This is a genomic window from Streptomyces sp. NPDC002130, from assembly GCF_040296465.1.
In the GTDB taxonomy this organism is placed as follows: Bacteria; Actinomycetota; Actinomycetes; order Streptomycetales; family Streptomycetaceae; genus Streptomyces.
In genome coordinates this window covers 1-6376 of sequence record NZ_JBEOXI010000361.1, presented here as the reverse complement: position 1 = coordinate 6376, position 6376 = coordinate 1, and the positions used below count along the sequence as shown (strand labels likewise).

Annotated in this window: 4 protein-coding genes; 3 read left to right on the top strand and 1 reads right to left on the bottom strand. The window is 70.7% G+C overall.

Translation table 11 applies throughout. The features are described from left to right. Positions 1-997 (bottom strand): M1 family metallopeptidase (locus tag ABT116_RS38245; RefSeq protein ID WP_351644068.1); only part of this gene is annotated, 997 nt, incomplete at its 3' end. 210 nt (positions 998-1207) lie between these two features. Between ABT116_RS38245 and ABT116_RS38240 the strand changes: the two genes are divergently transcribed. From ABT116_RS38240 to ABT116_RS38230, 3 genes are all read left to right on the top strand, one after another. Beyond that, a complete protein-coding gene (locus ABT116_RS38240) occupies positions 1208-3172 on the top strand; it encodes a Xaa-Pro dipeptidyl-peptidase (RefSeq protein WP_351644065.1) in 1965 nt (654 codons plus the stop codon). Continuing rightward, the gene (locus ABT116_RS38235; RefSeq protein ID WP_351644062.1) at positions 3169-4443 is read left to right on the top strand and encodes a M14 family metallopeptidase; all 1275 of its coding nucleotides are present in this window, start codon (positions 3169-3171) and stop codon (positions 4441-4443) included. Before ABT116_RS38240 ends, ABT116_RS38235 begins: the two co-directional genes overlap by 4 nt. Positions 4444-4528: 85 nt before the next feature. Further along, the gene (locus tag ABT116_RS38230; protein ID WP_351644059.1) at positions 4529-6253 is read left to right on the top strand and encodes a BCCT family transporter; all 1725 of its coding nucleotides are present in this window, start codon (positions 4529-4531) and stop codon (positions 6251-6253) included. The last annotated feature ends 123 nt before the right edge of the window (positions 6254-6376 follow it).

The following is a 6376-nucleotide window of genomic DNA, read 5'->3' as shown; positions in this document are numbered from 1 at the left end:
GCTTGAGCGACACCTCGTCGCCGTACCACTGGTGGGCCAGTTCGTGGACGACGACCGACACGTTCGACCCGTTCGCGAACTGCCGCGGGCTGTAGAACGGCCGGGTCTGGGTCTCCAGCGCGTACCCGGTGTTGGTGTTCGGCACATACCCGCCGAGCGCGTTGTAGGGGTACGGCCCGAAGTACCCGGCGAGCCAGTCCGCGATCTCCCCGGTCCGTTCGATGCTCGCCCGCGCGGCCCCGGCGTTCGCTCCGAGATCCTTGCTGTAGGCGTTGAGGACCGGGATGCCGCCCTCGGTCGTGCCGGTCGTGATGTCGAACTTCCCGACCGCGAGCGTGGCGAGGTACGTGGCCTGGGGCTTGTCGGACCGCCAGTTCCAGCGCGTCCAGCCGAGCCGCGAACTCGTCGACTGGAGCGTGCCGTTGGAGATGGCCTGGGTGCCGTCCGGGACCAGCACGGACACGTCGTAGGTCGCCTTGTCCAGAGGATGGTCGTTGCTCGGGAACCACCATGCCGCAGCCTCGGGCTCGTTCGCCGCGACACCCCCGTCGGGGGTGCGGTGCCAGCTGGTGAAGCCGAACGCCTGCTTCGACGACGGCACCCCGCGGTAGCGCACCACGACCGTGACGGGCACGCCCTTGGCCAGCGGGGTCCTCGGCGTGATCTCCAACTCCTGCTCGCCCGAGGTCCGGAACGACGCCTTGGTCCCGTTGACGCGCACCTCGCCGACGTCCAGCAGGAAGTCCAGGTTGAAGCTCGACAGGTCCTGGGTGGTGCGGGCCACGAGGGTGGCCGTGCCCTCCAGCTCGTCCGTGGCCGGCTGGTACTTCAGGCGGAGGTCGTAGTGGGAGACGTCGTATCCGCCGTTGCCGTAGGCCGGGTAGTAGGGGTCGCCGATACCCGGCGCGCCGGGGGAGTGGGGAGCGGCCGATGCCGGGATCGCCAGCAGGAGGACGGTCGCTGCCAGGGCTCCCGGCACGATGATTCTGCGGTGCACGCAAGGCTCCAAGTCGTAGGTTCCCGAGGTCTTCCGGGGTCTGTCGGAGCCTATTGACTCCCTGTGCCCCTGATCATGTCCATGGCCTCTGCTGTCACACGATCGCCATTCGGCCGACATGAGACACCCGCCCCGAACGTCCGTCCCGGACACGCCGGTCCGTCAGCTGCCCTCTTCTGAACAGGAGTTCACCGATGTACCGTCCGGCGCATGCCGAAACGCACGCGCTTCACGACCTGGAGACCGCTCGCGACGGCGGCCACGGCCGCCCTCTTGGCCACCCTGCTCACCCCGGCGGCCGTACAGGCCGCACCGGCCGCCCCGCGGGCGAGTGAACCCGTCCACTCCTACGAGAACGCCATCCGCGAGGCCGTCTGGGTGGACACCGGGCTCGACGGCGACCGCGACGGGAAGACCGACCGGGTCGCCGTCGACATCGTCCGCCCCCGCGAAACCGCCCGGCAGGGCCGCAAAGTCCCCGTCATCATGGACGCCAGCCCGTACTACTCCTGCTGCGGGCGCGGCAACGAGAGCCAGAAGAAGACCTACGACGCGCAGGGCCGTGTCGCACAGATGCCGCTCTACTACGACAACTACTTCGTCCCGCGCGGATACGCCTTCGTCGGCGTGGACCTGGCCGGAACCAATCGCTCCGACGGCTGCGTCGACGTGGGCGGCCGCTCCGACATCCAGTCCGCGAAGGCCGTCGTCGACTGGCTGAACGGCCGCGCCAAGGCCTACACGAGCCGCACCGGCGCCACCCGCGCCCAGGCCGGCTGGACCAACGGCCGCACCGGCATGATCGGCAAGAGCTGGGACGGCACCATCGCCAACGGCGTCGCCGCCACCGGCGTCAAGGGCCTGAAGACCATCGTCCCGATCAGTGCCATCTCCTCCTGGTACGACTACTACTTCCAGCAGGGCGCCCCGCTCTACGACTCCGGCCCCGAGTGGCTGTCGGACTACGTCAACAGCCCCGATGCCCGCGCCAAGTGCGACGCCGTCCAGCAGAAGCTCACCGACGGCGCCCCGCGCACCGGCGACTGGACCCCGCTGTGGACCGAGCGCGACTACGTGAAGGCCGCGCGCAAGGTCGAGGCCAGCGTCTTCCTGGTGCACGGCATGCAGGACCTCAACGTCCGCATGAAGCACGTCGGCCAGTGGTGGGACGCCCTCGCGAAGCACGGCGTCGAGCGCAAGATCTGGCTCTCCCAGACCGGCCATGTCGACCCCTTCGACTTCCGCCGTGGCGCCTGGGTCGACACCCTGCACCGCTGGTTCGACCACGAGCTCATGGGCTACGACAACGGCATCGACCGCGAGCCCATGGCCGACATCGAACGCGCCCCCGACCGGTGGGACACCTCCAGGACCTGGCCGCCGAGCGGCACCCGGGCCACCACCCTGCGCCCCGACCGTGGCTCCCAGGCCGGCGTCGGCACCCTCGGCCTGCACCGCGGCCATGGCACAGAGAGCTTCACCGACGACCCGAAGCTGAGCGAGACCGACTGGGCCGCCCGGATCGACCGGCCCACACCGGAGAAGGCCGGTTTCGTCACCGGACCGCTCACCCGCGACCTGCGCCTGTCCGGCTCCTCGGAGGTCACCGTCACCGCGACGCCCTCCGCCCCGACGGCCCACCTCTCCGCCGTCCTGGTGGACCTCGGCCCCGCCACCATCCGCGACTACGCGGACGCCGGTGAAGGCATCACCACCCTCACCGGCCGCACCTGCTGGGGCCCGAGCAGCACCGCGGACAGCGCCTGCTTCAAGGAGACGAAGGCGAAGACCGCCGACGTCGACTACACGGTCGTCAGCCGCGGCTGGGCCGACCTCGGCAACCACGCCTCCGACCACAAGGGCTCCCCGCTCACCCCGGGCAAGCGGTACACGATCACCCTCGACCTGGCGGCGACCGACCACGTCGTGCCGAAGGGCCACCGCCTGGCGCTGATCGTCGCGGGCACGGACAAGGACCTCATCGACCCTCCCGCCGACCGGCCGAAGCTCACGCTCGACCTGTCCCGCACCTCGGCGCGCGTCCCGTTCATCGGCGGAACCACGGCCTTCGCCCGCGCCACCGCCGGGACCCCGCTCGCCACCCCCGAGGCCACGCTCCTGGACGGCGTCCGGGAGCCGCGCACCACGCACCGCGTCCCGGGGGAAACCCGGTGACCCGCGCCGGCGCCCTCGTCCTGACCGCAGCCGCCCTCACGGCCTCGCTGATCGCCGCACCCGCCCAGGCGGCCCCGGATTCCCCGCCCCGCACCGGCTTCGAGCAGTCGAACGGCGCCCGCTGGACCACCCAGCCCGAGGAGCGGGACTTCCTCCGGGTCGTCGACCGGTCGGGCAGCCGCGTCTCCGTGACCCGCTTCGGCACGACGAAGCAGGACCGCCCGCTCCATCTGGTGCGGATCGGGAACCGCCCGAGCCCCAGCAAGGTCCTGCTCGTCTGCAGCCAGCACGGCGACGAACCCTCCGGCCGCGAGGCCTGCCTCACCACCGTCCGCGACCTCGCATACGCCCGCGACAGCCGCACCCGCCGCTTCCTGGACCGCACCACGGTCCTGGTCGTGCCCACCGCCAATCCGGACGGCCGGGCCGCGAACACACGCGGCAACAGCGACGGCGTCGACATCAACCGCGACCACCTCGCCCTCAAGACCGCCGAGGGCCGCGCCCTGGCCGCCCTCATCCGCGACCAGCGCCCCGACGTCGTCTACGACCTGCACGAATACGGCGCCACACCCCGGTTCTACGACAAGGACCTCTTCGACCTGTGGCCGCGCAACCTCAACACCCACGGGGCGGTCCACGACGAGGCGCGGACCCTCTCCGAGGCGTACGTCCGCCCCGCCGCCCAGCGGGCCGGCCACTCGACCGGCACCTACGGCATCTGGACCGACCCCGAGACCGGTGAGCCGGTCAAACAGGTCGCGGGAGACGGACAGGAGCGCATCCTGCGCAACATGTCCGGTGTCAAGCACTCCGTCGGACTGCTCATCGAAAGCCGCGTCGACCCACTCACCGAGGCGGAGAAGGCGGACGAGGCGCTCAACAACCGGCGCCGGGTCACCTCCCAACTGGACGCGCTCAAGGGCATGTTCGGATACACCGACCAGCGCCGGGCACGCATCGAGGCGACGACGGCACGGGCCCGGCTCGCGGGCTACGCCGACACCGGCCCCGTCTACGTCGGCGGCGCCGACAACGAGGCCCCCGAACCGGCTGAGATCATCCCCGACCCGCCCTGCGGCTACCGGCTCACCGCCGCCCAGTACGCCGAGGTGGGCGACGAACTCGCACTGCACGGCGTGCGGGTGCGCAAGGACCGCGACGGCGTGCTCGTCCCGCTGCGTCAGCCCCTGCGGGCGCTCGTGCCGCTGCTGCTCGACGACCGGGCCGAGTACCACCTGACAGGAGGTTCATACGAAACCGCATGTTGAGAGGGGTGAAATTCCGCCACACGTGGTAGCAGCGTTTACGGAGGACCTACATCCTCCCCCGCTGTCCCGATGAAAGGTTCCGCCTGTGACGCAAGAACGACCAAGCGACAAGGACTCCCCGGAGGGAGCCGCGCTGCCGGGGTCGGAAGCGGGCCTGCCCGGTCAGGACCGGCCGCAGACCGACCGCATCGTCTTCGGCGTCACGGCGGTCCTCACCCTCGCCTTCGTGGTCTGGGGCGCGACGGCGACCGACTCGCTCGAGGACGTCTCCACCAGCATGCTCGGCGGGCTGATGCACAACGGCGGCTGGGCGTTCATGCTCGCCGCCTCCGGCTTCGTCGTCTTCGCCCTCTGGCTCGCGATCAGCCGCTACGGCCGGATCCACCTCGGCGCGGAGGGCGAGGAGCCCGAGTTCCGCACGGTGTCCTGGGTCGCGATGATGTTCAGCGCCGGCATGGGCATCGGCCTGATGTTCTACGGCGTGAGCGAACCCCTGTCGCACTACGGCACGCCCCCGCCGGGCACCGACCCTGCCGACTCCGGCGACCGCATGGAGACGGCCATGGCCACCACCCTGTTCCACTGGACGCTCCATCCGTGGGCGATCTACGCCGTGGTGGGTCTCGCCATCGCCTACAGCACGTTCCGCAGGCGCCGCCGGCAGACCATCAGCGCGGTGTTCACCCCGCTCATCGGCACGAAGAACGCCAACGGCGGCGTCGGCCGGGCCATCGACGTCCTCGCGATCATCGCGACCGTCTTCGGCTCCGCCGCCTCCCTGGGCCTGGGCGCGCTCCAGATCGGCTCCGGTGTGCAGGAGCTGAAGTGGATGGACAAGGTGAGCACCGGGCTGCTCGTCACGATCATCGCGGTGCTGACCCTGGCCTTCGTCGCGTCCGCGATCTCCGGTGTGGAGAAGGGCATCCAGTGGCTGTCCAACACCAACATGGTGCTGGCGCTGATCCTCGCCCTGTTCGTGTTCGTGGCGGGCCCGACCATCATCGTCCTGGACCTGCTGCCCACCTCCGTCTTCGCCTACCTCGGCGACCTGCCCCAGCTGGCCGGCCGGACCGAGGCGAGCGGCGGCAAGGGCGTCGCCGACTGGCTGGGCAGCTGGACGGTCTTCTACTGGGCGTGGTGGATCTCCTGGACGCCGTTCGTCGGCATGTTCATCGCCCGCATCAGCCGGGGCCGCACGATCCGCCAGTTCGTCGGCGGTGTCATCCTCGTGCCCAGCACGGTCAGCCTGATCTGGTTCGCGATCTTCGGCGGCTCGGCGATGAAGATGCAGGAGGAGGGACAGCTCGGCAAGGAGGCCACCCCGGAGGGCCAGCTCTTCGGCGTGCTCCAGCAGTTCCCCATCGCCACCGTCACGAGCCTGCTGGTGATGATCCTCGTCGGCATCTTCTTCGTCTCGGGCGCCGACGCGGCCTCCATCGTCATGGGCACCCTGTCGCAGAAGGGCGCGCTCGAACCCGGTCGCTTCGTGGTCGTGTTCTGGGGTGTGGTCACCGGCGCGGTGGCCGCGATCATGCTGCTGGTCGGCAGCGGTCAGGGCGACGCGCTGACCGGTCTGCAGAACCTCACGATCCTCGCGGCGGCGCCGTTCGTCGTCGTGATGATCTTCATGTGCGTCGCCCTCATGCGCGACCTGCGCCGGGACCCGGTGATCGTGCGCGAGCAGATGGGCTCCGAGGCCGTCGAAATGGCCGTCATGGAAGGCCACAAGAAGTACGACGGCGAGTTCGAGTTCCGCGTCGGCCCGGGCCGCGGCCCGGACGTGGAAGGCGACCCGATCGGCAAGCACTGAACCGAACGGCGATCGGCGAGCACTGAACCGAACGGCAGCGGCGGCCCGGGGTCCGAGAACCCCGGCCGCCGCCCGGGCGGGTGCGGGGGCGGCGCGCGGCGGGGCCGGGGGGCCGCCCGGGCG

Excerpts from the sequence above, each read along its gene's own strand:
- ABT116_RS38240 (WP_351644065.1), top strand. The coding sequence starts at position 1,208 with ATGCCGAAACGCACGCGCTTCACGACCTGGAGACCGCTCGCGACGGCG.